13 protein-coding genes are annotated in these 14,476 nt (G+C 69.8%); 7 read left to right on the top strand and 6 right to left on the bottom strand.

Features of this window, described 5'->3' with window-relative positions:
* Positions 1-95 precede the first annotated feature (95 nt).
* From recO to acpS, 3 genes are read left to right on the top strand one after another with little or no spacing between them, the layout of a single operon-like run.
* On the top strand, positions 96-833 hold the full coding sequence (recO, locus tag ACO07H_RS06540; protein WP_422012342.1) for a DNA repair protein RecO: 738 nt from the start codon (positions 96-98) through the stop codon (positions 831-833).
* Complete coding sequence (locus tag ACO07H_RS06545) at positions 830-1,597, top strand: pyridoxine 5'-phosphate synthase (RefSeq protein WP_422012344.1); 768 nt, start codon at positions 830-832, stop codon at positions 1,595-1,597. Before recO ends, ACO07H_RS06545 begins: the two co-directional genes overlap by 4 nt.
* Positions 1,594-1,989 (top strand): holo-ACP synthase, encoded by a 396-nt coding sequence (gene acpS / locus ACO07H_RS06550; protein WP_422012346.1) that lies wholly within the window; start codon positions 1,594-1,596, stop codon positions 1,987-1,989. Before ACO07H_RS06545 ends, acpS begins: the two co-directional genes overlap by 4 nt.
* A gap of 6 nt (positions 1,990-1,995) precedes the next feature.
* Here the strand turns inward: acpS and ACO07H_RS06555 are convergent, their stop codons facing one another.
* From ACO07H_RS06555 to ACO07H_RS06570, 4 genes are all read right to left on the bottom strand, one after another.
* Positions 1,996-3,696: a hypothetical protein gene (locus ACO07H_RS06555; protein WP_422012348.1), complete on the bottom strand. Its 1,701-nt coding sequence runs from the start codon at positions 3,694-3,696 to the stop codon at positions 1,996-1,998.
* Positions 3,697-3,736: 40 nt separating this feature from the next.
* Positions 3,737-4,759 carry a hypothetical protein gene (locus ACO07H_RS06560; RefSeq protein WP_422012350.1) on the bottom strand — a complete coding sequence of 341 codons (1,023 nt, stop codon included), beginning with the start codon at positions 4,757-4,759 and terminating at the stop codon, positions 3,737-3,739.
* 113 nt (positions 4,760-4,872) lie between these two features.
* A complete protein-coding gene (locus tag ACO07H_RS06565; protein WP_422012352.1) occupies positions 4,873-6,414 on the bottom strand; it encodes an oligopeptide:H+ symporter in 1,542 nt (513 codons plus the stop codon).
* 79 nt (positions 6,415-6,493) lie between these two features.
* Positions 6,494-9,469 carry an Rne/Rng family ribonuclease gene (locus tag ACO07H_RS06570; RefSeq protein ID WP_422012354.1) on the bottom strand — a complete coding sequence of 992 codons (2,976 nt, stop codon included), beginning with the start codon at positions 9,467-9,469 and terminating at the stop codon, positions 6,494-6,496.
* 610 nt (positions 9,470-10,079) lie between these two features.
* On the opposite strand from ACO07H_RS06570, the gene ACO07H_RS06575 reads away from it, so the two are divergent.
* The 4 genes from ACO07H_RS06575 to sppA are packed head-to-tail and all read left to right on the top strand — an operon-like array spanning position 10,080 to position 13,139.
* Complete coding sequence (locus ACO07H_RS06575; RefSeq protein ID WP_422012356.1) at positions 10,080-11,090, top strand: RluA family pseudouridine synthase; 1,011 nt, start codon at positions 10,080-10,082, stop codon at positions 11,088-11,090.
* A gap of 10 nt (positions 11,091-11,100) precedes the next feature.
* Positions 11,101-11,760 (top strand): HAD family hydrolase, encoded by a 660-nt coding sequence (locus ACO07H_RS06580; protein ID WP_422012358.1) that lies wholly within the window; start codon positions 11,101-11,103, stop codon positions 11,758-11,760.
* Complete coding sequence (locus ACO07H_RS06585; protein WP_422012360.1) at positions 11,753-12,139, top strand: Rieske (2Fe-2S) protein; 387 nt, start codon at positions 11,753-11,755, stop codon at positions 12,137-12,139. The genes ACO07H_RS06580 and ACO07H_RS06585 overlap by 8 nt, the downstream gene beginning before the upstream one ends.
* Position 12,140: 1 nt before the next feature.
* Entirely contained in the window at positions 12,141-13,139 is a 999-nt protein-coding gene (gene sppA, locus ACO07H_RS06590; RefSeq protein ID WP_422012362.1) for a signal peptide peptidase SppA, read from the top strand.
* A gap of 10 nt (positions 13,140-13,149) precedes the next feature.
* Here sppA and ACO07H_RS06595 read toward each other — a convergent pair whose 3' ends face one another.
* Complete coding sequence (locus ACO07H_RS06595; RefSeq protein ID WP_422012364.1) at positions 13,150-14,058, bottom strand: choice-of-anchor A family protein; 909 nt, start codon at positions 14,056-14,058, stop codon at positions 13,150-13,152.
* Positions 14,059-14,235: 177 nt separating this feature from the next.
* Complete coding sequence (locus ACO07H_RS06600) at positions 14,236-14,463, bottom strand: hypothetical protein (protein ID WP_422012366.1); 228 nt, start codon at positions 14,461-14,463, stop codon at positions 14,236-14,238.
* Positions 14,464-14,476 lie beyond the last annotated feature (13 nt).

A 14,476-nucleotide genomic window follows, 5' to 3' on the forward strand; every position in this document is an offset into this window, starting at 1 on the left:
TGACGACCCCGTCGGGCCGAGCGCCGGGCCGCTCCCCAGCCGGCCCGCGTCCCCCCGGGGGAGCGGCCGGCGTCCCCGCCGCACGGGCGGCCTCGGTGCAGGCCGCGTACGTGCTGCACCAGCACGACTGGAGCGAGTCCAGCCTCATCGTCGACCTGTTCACCCGCGAATCCGGCCGCATCGCCGTGGCGGCCAAGGGCGCCAAGCGCCCGTACTCGCAACTGCGCGCGGTGCTGCTGCCGCTGCAGCGCATCAACGTCAGCCTGTCCAAGCCGGCCAAGATCGACGGCGGCGACGTGCAGACGCTGCAGACACTGAGGTCGGCCGAATGGGGTGGCGGCGCGACGATGCCCGCCGGCGCGGCGCTGTTCTCCGGCTACTACCTGAACGAGCTGCTGCTGAAGCTGCTGGCCCGCCACGACCCGCATCCGCAGCTCTTCGACGCCTACGCCGACGCGCTCACCCACCTGGCCGAGGGCGACACCGCGCTGCGCGCCTTCGAGCTGAAGCTGCTGGCCGAGCTGGGCCTGCTGCCCGATCTCAGCGTCGTCACCACCACGCAGACCGCCATCGACCCCGCGCGCCGCTACCAGCTGTCGCCCGAGTCCGGCGTCATCCCGCCCACGGGCGATGCCAGCCTGCCAGGCGCGTTGCTGATCCAGCTGCAGGCCGCGCTGCTGCATGGCAGCCCGGCCGCGCTGCGCCAGGCCTGCGCTGCTGCGCCCCAGGGCCTGAAGACGACGTTGCGCGGCCTGCTCCACTACCATCTGGGCCACCAGCCGCTGCGCACCCGCGCGCTGATGGTGGACGTCCAGAACCTCCTCGACACATGAACCCCTTTGCCCACGCCGGCACCCGCTGCGCCCTGTCGGTCAACGTCAACAAGGTCGCGCTGCTGCGCAACACGCGCCACCTGGGCATCCCGAGCGTGCTGCGCGCGGCCGAGCAGTGCCTGCTGGCGGGTGCCCAGGGCATCACGGTGCACCCGCGGCCCGACGAGCGCCACATCCGCGCCGCCGACGTGGATGACCTCGCCGCCTTCCTGAAGGACTGGCCGCACGTCGAGTTCAACATCGAAGGCAACCCGACGCAGAACCTGATGGACTTCGTGCGCCGCCACCGCCCGCACCAGGTCACCTTCGTGCCGGACGCCGAAGACCAGTTCACCTCCGACCACGGCTGGACGCTGCCGCAGGATGCCGAGCGGCTGCAGCCGTTGATCCGCGAAACCCAGGACCTGGGCGTGCGCGTCAGCCTCTTCATGGACCCGAATCCCGAAACGATGGCACTTGTTGCCGAGTTGGGCGCCGCCCGCATCGAGCTCTACACCGAGACCTTCGCCAGCGCCTTCGGCACTGACCGGCAGGAGGCCGTGCTCGCCGGCTTCACCGCCACTGCGGAGGCCGCGCTCAAGGCCGGCCTGGGCATCAACGCCGGCCACGACCTGAACCGCGACAACCTCAGCCTCTTCCTGCGCCACGTGCCGGGCGTGCAGGAGGTGTCCATCGGCCACGCGCTGATCGCCGACGCGCTGGAGCTGGGCTATGCCGAGACCGTGCGCGCCTATCAACAAGTGATCGCGACGGCCTACGTGTGATTTACGGCATCGGCACCGACCTCTGCGACATCCGACGCATCCGCGAGACGCTGGCGCGGCGGGGCGACCGCTTCGCCGAGAAGGTGCTCGGCCCGCACGAGCTGGCGGTGTTCCATGAACGCCGCGTCAAGGTCGCCGCGCGGGGCGAGGCCTATCTGGCGACGCGCTTTGCCGCCAAGGAAGCGTTCTCCAAGGCCATCGGCATGGGGATGCGCATGCCGATGACGTGGCGTGCGATGGAGGTCGTCAAGGCGCCCAGCGGCAAGCCCGAGGTGGCGCTGCATGGCGAACTGGCCATCTGGTTCGCCGCGCGCCGGCTGCGCGCCCAGGTGACCGTCAGCGACGAGCAGGACTACGCCGTCGCCTTCGTCGTCGTGGAACAACTGCCCTGAGGGGGCTCAGCGCGGCTGGAACAGCAGCCGCTCGGCCAGCTCGCGCCGCGCAGGCGGCTGGGCCGGCAGGCGGTCCAGGATGGCGATGACCGGCTCGCACGCCGTGCCGGCACGCGAGGTGTCGGGCGTGTCGGCCCACAGCCGGGCGAGCATGCCCAGCGCGGACGGCCCCACCGAGCGGGACAGCACCTCGATCTCGATGGCGCTTGGCGGCTTGGGCAGCCAGCGCGGCGGCGCGCTGCTGGCGGTGTCCAGCAGCCACTGGCTTTCGCGGATCTGCAGGCCCAGCGGCAGTTGGCGGCGCGCGTCCAGCCGGCCGTCCAGCAGGTCGCGGCACGGTGGCCTTGCCGCCGCGTTGACGCCCGCGGCGGTGCCGCTGCGGGCGGGTGCCTGCAAGGCCTTCAGCTGCTCGGACACCAGCTGCACGTAGCGCCGCCGCGAGGCCGCGTCGGCGCTGGCAATGAGTGCCGGCATCTGCTGCGCCAGCGGCGCGAGCGATGCGGCCTGCACGTCCTCGTCGGCGGCGCCGGCCGCGCGCGCGGCCCACATCCGCTGCGCGACGGCGGCGATGGTGCCGGCAGTGCGGTGCTCCAGCGCGTCCCACACCGGGTGCATGCGCAGCGCGTCGTCGAAGTCCGCCAGCCCTGCGCTGCCTGCGGGCAACGGGATCGCCAGCGTCTGCGGCATCGGTGCGATCAACCCGTGCGACAGCAGGTGCTCGCGCGGCGCAAACCAGATGCCGGACGCCGGCGTCGCCAGCGTCTTGTCGATGAGCGGCTGCGGCAGGCCCAGGCCCCGGTAGGTGGCCGCGAGCTGCTGGTTGGCCAGTGCCTCGAAGACCGGGTTGTAGGTGCCGGTGGAGGCGCGGTGAAAGCCCAGCCGCGCGCCCGGCGTCAACTGCCGCGGCTGGCCGGCCAGGAACACGACGGTGCAGGCGCTGGCGCAGTCGCCCACCACGCGCACTTCATGGCCGCGGGGCTTCAGCGTCGCGGCGATCAACTCGGCCTCGTGCAGGCGCCCGCCGGGCGACACCAGTTCGATGCGGCGCAGGCCGCGCGCCGCCTCGCTGTCCAGCAGCGCGCGCATGCGGCCGGCGTCGCCCATGCCGATGGTGCCGTCCAGGCGCAGGCTGCGGCCATCGTTGGAGAAGCTGAACCTCGCATGCCCGATGGGGTCGATGCCGCGTGCCATCTGCCAGTACTCGCCCAGGCTGGGCAGCACGCCGAACAGCACCGAGGTCAGCAATTGCAGCGCACCCAGCCCGAGCGTGATGCGGGCACCGTAGCCCCACAGCCGCGAGCCGTTCTCGTGCAGGTAATTGCTGGCGGAGCGCCAGGCGCCGACGATGCACCACACGTCCAGCGCCAGCAGCAGCGGCAACGTGACCAGCAGCGTGATGGCGCTGAGCTGCAGTGATTCGCCCTTGACACTGATCCAGCTCATCAACGCCGTCAGCGCCATCGCCAGCGGCAGGGCGACCAGCAGGTTGTTGACCCAGTAGGCGCGCACCAGGCTCATCTCGCCATGCCAGTGGCAGGCAAAGTAGCCGCGCCCCGACGGCTCGGCCGCGCGCGGCCGGCGCGGTGGCGGGCCACGGCGCGGATGGGCGGCGGGCTGTTGCCAGGCCTCGGGGGCAGCCGGCGGCGGTGGCGTGGCGCTGCCCATCGTCGGGTCGCCCGTGGGGCGCGCGTGCCTCGGGTTGTTCATCGTGGCGTCCCCTGCCGTGCCTCGTGTTCGTCGCGCCGCGTCAGGGCTTTCGCTTGGCGGCCGATCGGGCCGGCGCCGGCTTGGCCAGGGACTCGCCCTTGGCGCGCATGTCCATGTCCATGTCCATCAGCATCAGGCCGTTGTCGGGCATCTTCATGGTGATCGTCAGCGCCATCTTGAGCTGGCTGGTCAGCGGCAGGCCATCGGCCATGCGCAGCGTGCTGCTGCCCTTGCCGGTGCCGGCCATCGTGATGGCCATGACCTTGGCGGCGCCGTCGGCCGCGGAGGCGGCGGCTGCGGGCGACGAAGCAGCCGAGGCAGCCGAAGCAGCAGCAGGCAGCGGTGCGTTGATGTCCATGGTCATGTCCATCGCCATGTCGAAAGACGCCACGCCGCGGTCCATGCGCACGAGCGTGTAGCGCAGCTTGTTCTGCATCGTGCCGGCACCGCCGGGCAGCGGGATGGGCAGCGCCATCGTCATCGGCACTTCCACGCTTTCGCCGACCTGCAGCGGCTTCTGGGCGAGCACCTTGTAGAGCTGCAAGGCCTCGCCGACCATCGCGTTGCCCTGCTTGCGCAGCAACTCGTCGAGCGCGGGCGCGCCTGACACGCCCTGGATCTCGAAGGCGAAGTCCTTGGGGTTGAAGCGCGCGGTGAAGGCCAGGTCCTGCGCCTTCTGGGGCAGCGGCTGGATCTTGCCGCCCACTTCCACCTCGCCGCCCTTGCTGCTGGTGGTCATCGTCAGCGGCAGCCAGCCGACGGCATCGGGCTGGCCGACCTTCATCGCCTGCGCCATCTTCACGGCCACCTTCATCGGCCCCATGCGCGTGAAATTCTCGGCGGCCTGGTTGATCTTGGCCCGCTGCTCGTCGGTGGCCTCGGGCGCCGGCTCGATGCGCATCTTGATGGTCGCCTGGATGTCCATCGACTGGCGCTGGTGCTGGCCGGCGCGCGGCGTGGTGTCGAAGGCCACGGCAGCCGGCGTGGCGGGTGCGGCGGTTGCCCCCAGGCTCAGCGCGAGCAGGGCTGCAGCGAGGAACGGGCGGTACGGGAACGCGGGCATCACAGGGCCACTCCTAAACGGCGATGCCGCCCAGGCTGGCGGCCGGGCGGCATCGTAGGCCCGGTCAGGCGGTTTCAGCGCGTGGCCGGGCCGGGTAATTTCAACGTCGCGGGTCAGTTGCGGTAGTTGTTCTGCATCGGATACCGCCGCGCCGCCAGCGCGAACAGCAATGCTGCCACCAACGCGAAGCCGGCGAAGAAGAACATCAGGCAGGCCGTCTCGCTGTAGCCGCTGGACTTGATCGCAGCCAGCGCGGCCGGGCTCTTGATGCTGACGTTGGACAGCAGCACCCACAGGTTGCCCACCGTCACCGACAGGTTCCAGAAGCTCATGATGGTGCCCTTCATGGCCAGCGGCGCCTGGCTGTAGGCGAACTCCAGGCCGGTGGCCGACACCAGCACCTCGCCCAGGGTCAGCAGCACGTACGGCAGCATCTGCCAGAGGATGCTGACCGTCGAGCCTTCGTCCAGCCACAGCTGCAGCACGCCGGCCACGATCCAGGCCGCCCCCGCCAGCGCAATGCCGGCGCCCATGCGGCGCAGTGCCGTCACCTTCAGCCCCATGCGTTGCAGCAGCGGGTAGAGCACCAGGTTGTTGAACGGGATGAGGAGCATCACCAGCAGCGGGTTCAGCGCCTGCATCATGGACGACTGGAACCACGCGGGCTTGGCCATCTGGTCGGCCTGCAACACCCAGGTCGAGGCTTTCTGGTCGAACAACGACCAGAACGGCGTGACCAGGGCGAACAGCACCAGCACGCGCAGCACGGCCCGAACGCCGTCCACGGCCTCGTCCGGGTGAATGCCGCGCGCGCGGTCCAGCTGCAGCGACGCGCCCACGCCGCCGAAGCCCATCACCAGCACCAGCGCCAGGCACACCGAGGCGACGAAGCCCAGGCTGGCCATCTGGCTGAGGCTGAAGGCCGCGCTCAGCAGGCCCAGTGCGGCCACGCCCATGCCAAGGCCACCACCCTTGAGCGCCGTCCACACCACCTTCAGGAAGCTGTGTGGGTTGGCGCCGCGCGCGGGCTGGTGCACGTACTTCTTGCGGCCGCTCCACAGGATGAGGGTGGCCACGAACATCAGCAGGCCCGGCAGGCCGAAGGCGACGCTCGCCCCGTACTGCTTCAACACCACGGGCATCAGCAGCGACGCGAAGAAGCTGCCGAAGTTGATGATCCAGTAGAAGGCGTCGTAGACCTTCTGAGCCAGGGACCGGTTGCTCTTGTCGAACTGGTCGCCCACGAAGCTGGTCACCAGCGGCTTGATGCCGCCCGAGCCCAGCGAGATCAGGAACAGCCCGAAGTAGAAGCCCTTCAGGTTGTTCTCGAATAGGGCCAGGCAGGCGTGGCCGGCGCAGTAGATGACGCTGAACCAGAAGATCGTCGGGTACTTGCCGAAGAAGCGGTCGGCCAGCCAGCCGCCCAGCAGCGGGAAGAAGTAGACGCCGATGACGAAGGTGTGGAACACCTCCTTGGCCTCGGCCTTGCGCAGGTCCTCCGGGATGGCCAGCAGCAGGCTGGTCATCATGAACACCGTCAGGATGTTGCGCATGCCGTAGAAGCTGAAGCGCTCGCAGCCCTCGTTGCCGATGATGTAAGGGATCTGCGGCGGCATCTTGGCCGCGGGGCTGGCCGCGGTGGCGGTGTTCGTCATGAAGGCCTCGTTCGGGCTGAATGGAAAACGCCGCGCGGCTTGTGGCCGGCGGCGTTCAGGGGCGGGCAGGCGCGGTGGGTCAGGCCTCGAAGGGCAGCTTCACCTGGCTCAGGTCCTTGCGGGTCTCGACCAGCACCAGCGGGCCCTCGTCGACGACCACCACCGGGGCCGGCTCGCGGCCCAGCGGCGCGGGCGCGGGCTCGGCGGCGATGGCCGCCTGCACGGCAGCGATCTTGTCGGCGTCGGAGTTGACCCAGCTCAGGCCGGCCGCAGCAGCGATGCCGTTGAGCTCGTCCATGGGCAGCTTGAAGGCTTCGACGACCGGCGCGGGTGCAGCCGCCGGCGCAGGGGCCGGTGCGGCCACGGGCGCGGCAACCACGGGTGCCGGCGCGCGGACCGGCGCCTGGGCCGGCGTGGCCGCGCTGGCCATCGCGTCTTCGATCAGCGAGCTCTGGACCGGTGCGGCGGGGGCGGTGCCGGCGGCATCGGCACCGGCGTCACCGGCCGGGGCTTCCTGGCCGTCGACGCTGCCGTCCTGGCTTTCGGCGGAACGGTTGCGGTTGCGATTGCGGCCACCGCGGCGGCGGCTTTCGCGGCCATGGCCTTCACCGGCGTCGTCGCCTTCGGCGGCGGGGGCTGCATCGGCTGCGGCATCGGCGGTCGCTTCGGCCGGTGCGTCGGCACCGGCTTCCACGGCACCGTCGCTGCCGGCGGCGGCCTGTTCGTCACGGTCACGCCCGCCACGGCGGCGGCGGCGGCCACGGCCCTGGCGCTCTTCGCCGACCGGCACGTCGCCGGTCGGGGGCAGGCCGGCTTCGGCCTGGCTGTCGACGAAGGCCGGCGGGGCGTCGTGGTTGATGGCGAGTTCGTCGCTCAACGGGGCCGTCACCGGCAGTGCGGCCACGGTCTCGACCGGCGGGCGGTCCTGGCGCTCGCCACGGGGGCGGCGCTCACCGCGCTCAGCGCGTTCGCCACGTTCCGGGCGCTCACCGCGCTCGGCCCGTTCCGCCCGCTCGGGGCGCTGCTGTTGCTCGGGCTTGTCGCCGCCTTCGCCACGTGGCTTGCGGTCGCCGCGCTCGGGGCGCTCGCTGCGTTCCGCGCGTTCGCCACGGGCTTCCTGCGGCTTGCCGTCACGGCGGCCGCCTTGGCCACGGGGCTCACCGCGTTCGCCACCCCGGTCACCGCGCTCGCCGCGTTCACCACGGCGGCCGCCATCGCGGCCACGGCCGTCACGGCCACCTTCGCGCTTGGGCTTGTCGGTCGCGGCAGCGGCCGGCGCGGGCGCCTGGACGGCCGGCACGGGGGCCGGGGCGGGCTCGCCGCCACCGAAGAAGCTGAACAGGCGGCTGAAGAAGCCCTTGGCTTCGGGCGCCGGGGCGGGTGCCGCCACCGGTGCCGGTGCGGGCGCTGCCACGACCGGTGCGGGTGCGGGCACGGGCATGGGGGCCGGCTGCTCGGGCAGGATGCCCTTGATGACCGGCTCCTGCTTGTTCTTCTTCTCGACGTCGCCACGGCGCGTGATGCCCACCTCGTCGGTCGGCTCCTCGATCATCGTGTAGCTGGCCTGCAGGTTCTCCAGGCGCGGATCGTCGTGGCGCAGGCGCTCCAGCTTGTAGTTGGGCGTTTCGAGGTGCTTGTTGGGCACCAGCAGCACGGTCACGCGCTGCTTGAGTTCGATCTTGGTGATCTCGGTGCGCTTCTCGTTCAGCAGGAACGAGGTCACTTCCACCGGCACCTGCACGTGCACGGCGGCGGTGTTGTCCTTCAGCGCTTCTTCCTGGACCATGCGCAGGATCTGCAGCGCCGAGGACTCGGTGTCGCGGATGTGGCCGGTGCCGTTGCAGCGCGGGCAGGTGATGTGGTTGCCTTCGCTGAGCGCCGGGCGCAGGCGCTGGCGGCTCATTTCGAGCAAGCCGAACTTGCTGATGGAGGCGAACTGCACGCGGGCGCGGTCCTGGCGCAGCGCGTCGCGCAGGCGCTGTTCCACGTCACGGCGGTTCTTGCTCTCCTCCATGTCGATGAAGTCGACGACGATCAGGCCGCCCAGGTCGCGCAGGCGCATCTGGCGGGCGATCTCGTCGGCCGCCTCAAGGTTGGTGCGGGTGGCGGTCTCTTCGATGTCGGTGCCGCGCGTCGAGCGGGCCGAGTTGACGTCCACCGACACCAGCGCCTCGGTGTGGTCGATGACGATGGCGCCGCCCGAGGGCAGGTTCACCGTGCGGCTGAAGGCCGTCTCGATCTGGTGCTCGATCTGGAAGCGGCTGAACAGCGGCGCGTCGTCACGGTAGCGCTTCACGCGATGGCCCTGGTCGGGCATCACGTGGTTCATGAACTGGCTGGCCTGCTCGTACAGGTCGTCGGTGTCGATCAGGATCTCGCCGATGTCCTGCGTGAAGTAGTCGCGGATCGCGCGGATCACCAGGCTACTCTCCTGGTAGATCAGGTAGGCGCCCTTGCCGCCCTTGGCTGCGTCGTCGATCGCGGTCCAGAGCTTGAGCATGTAGTTCAAGTCCCACTGCAGCTCGGGCGCCGTGCGGCCGATGCCGGCGGTGCGCGCGATCAGGGACATGCCCTTGGGGTATTCGAGCTGGTCGAGGTTTTCCTTCAGCTCCTCGCGGTCCTCGCCCTCGATGCGGCGCGACACGCCACCGCCGCGCGGGTTGTTGGGCATCAGCACGAGGTAGCGGCCGGCCAGCGACACGAAGGTGGTCAGCGCCGCGCCCTTGTTGCCGCGCTCTTCCTTCTCGACCTGGACCAGCAGTTCCTGGCCTTCCCGGATCGCGTCCTTGATGGTCGCGTTCTTGACGTCGGCGCCTTCGCGGAAATAGGTCCGCGAGATCTCCTTGAACGGCAGGAAGCCGTGGCGGTCCTCGCCGTAGTCGACGAAACAGGCTTCGAGCGACGGCTCGACGCGCGTCACGACGGCCTTGTAGATGTTGCCCTTGCGCTGCTCGCGGCCTTCGATTTCGGTCTCGAAGTCCAGCAGCTTCTGGCCATCGACGATCGCGAGGCGCCGCTCTTCCGGCTGCGTCGCATTGATCAGCATGCGTTTCATGTCATCTCCTCGCGCGCCGGGCAGGTCAAAGCCGCCGCAAAACGCGCACGTTCATCGTGCCGCCAGGCCAGGAGGCCGGGCGGCTAAAGATGCACGGGCGACAAGGGAAGAACCGAGGAAGGAATCGCCCTGGACCGAAAGCGTGGCTGACCGGGGGTCAGTGCGCCCTCGGCGTTGGCGCGTGCGCCGCAGCAGCTGGTACGCGAGCCGAGCCGCCGGCTCCCGAGCGCACCCGCCCGGCACTTGGCCGGGACAGGGCGGCCACACCGGGATCTAGCCGGGGCCGCAGGGGTGCGAGTGGGGGGAGGGGCATGCTCATCTGCGTGGGCTGCTGGACGCTGGTGACAACTCGCCCGGCCGTGAGGCCAGAGCGTTCTGTCGCCATGGAAACCTTGTTGTCTGCGGGCGCCGGGTGCTTGTCAGCAGCGGGCTCGCGGGTTCTTCGATCATCGCTCTGCCGCGTCGGGCAGCGGGCCGTTCACTCACTCGGGGAGGGAACCTGCCGGCCGTCGTTCGCGTTGCATCGCCTGTGGCTGCAGGGCTTTCGCCCGTCAGCCACACGTTGCCGCCGCTAAAATCAAGCAAATCAAATACTTACGACAGCAACGTGGTGAAAAGGATTATAGGGGCAGGCCAAGCGCTGCCTGACACCACGCAAACCCCGCCCGCGGCACCTGCCGCAGTTCGGGAGGTCAGGCGGGTCACGGTGGACGAAGGCTCCGCCGGCCAGCGGCTGGACAACTTCCTGCTGCGCGAACTCAAGGGCGTGCCCAAGACGCATGTCTACCGCGTCATCCGCGCTGGCGAGGTGCGGGTCAACAAGGGCCGCGCCCAGGCCGACACGCGCCTGGAGATCGGCGACGAGGTGCGCATCCCGCCCGTGCGCCTGCCCGAGCGCCAAGTGCAGCCGGAGGCACCGGCGCGTGAATTCCCGGTCATCTTCGAGGACGAGCACCTGCTGGTCATCGACAAGCCGGCCGGCGTGGCCGTGCATGGCGGCTCGGGTGTCAGCTACGGCGTCATCGAGGCGCTGCGCCGCGCGCGGCCGACGGCCAAGTTCCTGGAGCTGGTGCACCGGCTGGACAAGGAAACGTCGGGCCTCTTGATGATCGCCAAGAAGCGCAGCGCCCTGGTCCACCTGCAGGACCAGCTGCGCGAGCGCCAAGGTCCCAAGGCCATGGGCAAGACCTACGCCGCGCTCGTCTGGGGCGACTGGCCGGCCAAGCTCAAGGTCATCGACGTGCCGCTGGTGAAATTCGTCGGCAGCGACGGCGAGCGCTGGGTGCGCCCGGGCAAGGACGGCGAGGAAGACGCCAAGCGCTCCATCAGCCTCGTGAAGGTCGTGCAGAGAACGCCGCAGTTCAGCCTGCTGGACGTGACCATCAAGACCGGCCGCACCCACCAGATTCGTGTCCACCTGCAACAGGCCGGCCATGCCATCGTGGGCGACCCCAAGTACGGCGACTTCGAGCGCAACCGCGATCTGGCGCGCGGTCCGGCGAAGTTCGACCGGATGTTCCTGCATGCGCGGCGGCTGCAGTTCACCCACCCTGCCACCGGGGCGCAGATCGCGCTGGAAGCGCCGCTGCCACCTGAGTGTGAGAAGCTGACGAGAAGCTAGAAGTCACCGCATGAGACCCCAACGCTTTGACCTGATCGCCTTCGACTGGGACGGCACCCTGTTCGACTCCACCGCGTTGATCGCGCGCTGCATCCAGCGCGCGGCCGTGGATATCGGCCTGCCTGAGCCCGAGTTCGAGCGCGCCAGGTACGTCATCGGCCTGGGCCTGCGCGATGCGCTGGAGCATGCCGTGCCCGGCCTGGCCGAGGACCGCTACCCGGCGCTGAGCCTGCGCTTTCGCCACCACTACCTGGCCTCGGAGCACGAGCTGTCGCTGTTCGAGGGCAGCCTCGCCATGCTGCAGGCACTGAAGGCGCGCCACCACTGGCTGGCCGTGGCCACCGGCAAGAACCGCGCGGGCCTGGACCGCGTGCTCGCGTCCAGCGAGCTGGGGCACATGTTCGATGGCACGCGCACGGCCGACGAGACGCGCTCCAAGCCGCATCCGCAGATGCTGTTGGAGCTGATGCGCGAGTTCGGCGTCGAGCCCGAGCGCACGCTGATGATCGGCGACACGACGCATGACCTGCAGCTGGCGGCCAATGCCGGCGCGCCCTGCGTGGCGGTCAGCTTCGGCGCGCACGACCACGAGACCTTCGCCGAGTTCAAGCCGCTGTTCGTCGCGCATTCCATGCGTGAACTGCACGACTGGCTGATCCAGCATGGGTGAGCAAGCGGTCGCCGCGCCGCAGCGGCTGTGCACGTCCGACGAGCTGGCTGAACGCGGCAAGGCCGTCGGCTTCGACGTCATCCAGTGGCGCGAGCCGGTGCGCGCGTTCGCGTTGCGCTACGACGGCCAGGCCGTGGCCTACCTGAACCGCTGCGCCCACGTGCCCACCGAGATGGACTGGCAGGAAGGCGAGTTCCTGGACCGCGACAAGCGTTTCATCATGTGCAGCATCCACGGCGCGGCGTACGAGCCGCTGACCGGCCAATGCGTGATGGGCCCCTGCACCCGCGGCCGCCTGACCCGCGTCGAGCTGACCGAGCGGGACGGGCAGGTCTACTGGCACCCCACGCGCGACACCCAACCCCCCTTTGAAGATTGACATGAGCCAGCCTGACGACGACCTGCCGCCCCCCATGCAAGACCCCGTCGGCGTGCCGCCGCCGGCCCGTGCGGCAGCGCTGCCTGCGGAGTCTGTGCTGGCCCAGCTGGCAAGCGACTTCCTGCGCGAACGGCGCATCGAGCGGCGCTGGCGCACGGCCTTGCGCCTGTTCTGGCTGGCGCTCGCCGCGCTGCTGGTCTACAGCGTCTGGCTGCAGGGGCGCCATGCGCCATCGTCCACCACGCCGCACACGGCCCTCATCGAGGTGCGCGGCGAGATCGCGGCCGACACCGAGGCCAGCGCCGAGCAGCTGCTGGCCGCGCTGAAGGACGCCTTCAACGACGACGCCGCCGAGGCCGTCGTGCTGCGCATCAACTCCCCCGGTGGCAGCCCGGTGCAGGCCGGCATCGTCTACGACGAGATCAAGCGGCTCAAGACGCTGCACGACAAGCCGGTCTACGCGGTCGTCGAGGAGATGTGCGCGTCCGGCGCCTACTACATCGCCGCTGCAGCCGACGAGATCTACGTCGACAAGGCCTCCGTCGTCGGCTCCATCGGCGTGCTGATGGACGGCTTCGGCTTCACGGGGCTGATGGAGAAGGTCGGCGTCGAGCGCCGCCTGATCACCGCCGGCGAGAACAAGGGCATGCTGGACCCGTACAGCCCGCTGTTGCCGAAGCAGCGCGCCTATGCGCAGGCGATGCTGGACCAGATCCACCAGCAGTTCATCGCCGTCGTGCGCGAAGGCCGCGGCAAGCGGCTGAAGGAAACGCCGGAGACGTTCTCCGGCCTGTTCTGGAACGGCGAGCAGGCCGTCAAGCTGGGCCTGGCAGACCATTTCGGCAACCTGGACTACGTGGCCCGCGAGGTCGTCAAGGCCGAGGACATCGTCGACTACACGCCCAAGGACAACGTGGCCGAGCGGCTGGCCAAGCGCTTCGGCGCGGCCGTCGGCGCGGGTGCCGTGAAGGCGCTGCGCGACATCGCCCCGATTCGTTGATCTGCGCTGGTCAGCGGGCGCGGCGGCGCCTCACGAGCAGGCCCGCGGCCAGCGCCAGGCCAACCAGCGCAACCGAACCCGGCTCCGGCACGGTCTGCGCGGACGGCGTCGGCTGGCGCAGGCTGGTGGTGCCCGGGATGGGCGCGTCGTTCACCTGCATGCTGGTGTTCCAGTTGTTGACGACGACCTGGCCGTTGATCTGGCCCCAGCCCTGATTGACTGTCGCGTTGACCGCCAGCAGCGACGCATTGACGCCACCGTTGAGCAACACGCTCACCGCATCCACCAGGTTGAAGATCACCTGGCCCTTGGTGAAGTTCGTGTAGCCATGGTTGCCGAAATCGACCGAGCTGCCGTGCACGTTGATGAGGATCTGCGCATCGGGCGCCAGCGCGTCGATCTGCAGGTTCTTCACCAGATCCGAGGCGTTGATGTCGAACACTGCCAGCGACTGGCCGGCCGCGCTGAAATGCAGCGTGCCCCACTGGTCGATGACGGAGCCGGTGTTGGCCATCGCGTCCCAAGCCTGCGAAAGCTGCGCCAGCCGCGCACGCTCCGCGGTGAAGTCGACGCTGGTGCCCGACTGCACGCCGCCCTTGACGGTGCCCGACTGCGACGGCGCGTAGCTGCCACCCACCTGCACGCCTCCCCAGATCGACCCGCTGGTGAAGCTGAGGTTGCCGCCTACCGTCAGGCCCGTGCCCGCGTACAGCGCGCTGGAACCCGTCTTGGTGTTGATCGAATAGTTGCTGATGGTGGCGTTGCCGCCCACGGCCACGCGGCCTTCCACGTCGCTGCTGCTGACATTCATGTTGCCGAAGGCCAGCAGGTTCATGCTGGCATCCAGCCCCAGCGTGATCGGGCCGGCATGGGCGGAGAAGGCGGCGAACAGGGTGGCGATCAGGGCAAGGCGGCGCATGAAGCAGGGTGGTGGGATGGCAGTGGCGCCAGTCTAGGAAGCCATCCTCGAACGCGACACGCCTCGACGCGGGGGTTGGCGAGGTGCTTCGCGACGCAGTTCACGACTGGCGCGCCGTCGCCATGAAAAAGGCCGCAGCCCTTTCGAGCTGCGGCCTTGCGCCGAGCGCTGTCGCGCTTACTGCGTCTTGGTTTCTGTCGCGGCCTTGTCGGCGTGCTTCTTGCCGTGGTGCTTCTTGGCGTGCTTGGCCGTGCTGGCAGCTTCCGCAGGGGCGGTAGCTGCAGCCGGGGCCACGGCCGGCGTGGCGGGCTTCACGGGGGCCGGTGCGGCCGGGGTCTGTGCCATGGCCACGCCCGAGGCGAGCGTGATGAGGGCGGTGGCGATGGTGATCTTCAGCGTGTTCATCTTCAGGACTCCA

Origin of the sequence: Roseateles sp. (assembly GCF_965229315.1) — a bacterium.
GTDB lineage: Bacteria > Pseudomonadota > Gammaproteobacteria > Burkholderiales > Burkholderiaceae_C > Pelomonas.